General features: G+C 43.6%; 1 protein-coding gene. It reads left to right on the top strand.

Annotated features, from left to right (window positions below):
• A partial coding sequence (locus HP439_RS19190; protein ID WP_484592857.1) for a helix-hairpin-helix domain-containing protein occupies positions 1–1,163 on the top strand: 1,163 nt, incomplete at both ends.

Below are 1,163 nucleotides of genomic sequence, written 5' to 3'. Positions count from 1 at the left end.
TCTACTACAGATGGATTTGATGCAAACGATCTCCATTTAAAAAAGACACTTGAACTGACAAACACCTATATAGGCTTCCCGCGGCAGCTTGGTCAACATACTGGAGGTTTTGTGATCACCCAAAACAATCTTTGGGACCTGTGCCCAATTATCAATGCACGAATGGAAGATCGCACCAACATCGAATGGAACAAAGATGATATTGAAGCGCTCGGTTTTCTTAAAATTGACGTACTGGCCCTAGGAATGTTAACATGCATCCGCAAAGGGTTTGAGTTAGCCAAGAAACATTATGACCTCGATCTTACGTTGGCAAACATCAATCAGGATGATTCTAATGTTTATCAAATGATTAGCCTTGCGGACACCTTAGGCGTATTTCAAATTGAGAGCCGCGCACAGATGTCTATGCTCCCTCGCCTGAGACCCAAGGATTTTTATGATCTAGTCATCCAGGTAGCCATTGTCCGCCCCGGTCCGATACAGGGAGATATGGTACATCCTTACTTAAAAAGGCGAAACAATGAGGAACTAGTCGAGTACCCTTCCAAAGAGCTTGAAGAGATTCTGAAGCGCACCCTAGGTGTTCCCCTATTTCAGGAACAAGCGATGGAAATCGCTATTGTTGCCGCAGGCTTTACCCCGGCACAAGCGGATGGTTTACGTCGAAGCATGGCCACTTTCAAAGCTAAAGGCAAGGTCGCTGAATACAAGCGAATGCTCATCCAAGGAATGATAAAAAATGGGTATGAAGAAGATTTTTCACACCGTATTTATCGCCAACTCGAGGGTTTTGGTAGTTATGGTTTCCCAGAAAGTCATGCAGCAAGCTTTGCCCTTTTGGTTTATATATCCTCTTGGATAAAATGTTATTACCCTGATATCTTTGCCTGTTCCCTGCTGAACAGTCAACCTATGGGATTTTATTCTGCCGCACAAATTGTTATTGACGCACGTAAACACGGTATTCAGGTGCGCCCCGTGGACATCAACCACTCCCACTGGGATAATACACTAGAAGAAAAATCAGGAACGCATCATGTCTTACGTTTAGGTTTCCGTCAGGTAAAGTCGTTGCAGCAACAAGAAGTATCACACTTGCTAAAGGGAAGAACAAAGCCGTACAAAACAATCAATGAATTATTTCGTAGTGGCATATCTAT

The sequence above is a fragment of the Sphingobacterium shayense genome (assembly GCF_013179575.1).
Classification (GTDB): Bacteria; Bacteroidota; Bacteroidia; order Sphingobacteriales; family Sphingobacteriaceae; genus Sphingobacterium; species Sphingobacterium shayense.
This window is presented reverse-complemented; position numbering and strand designations above follow the sequence as displayed.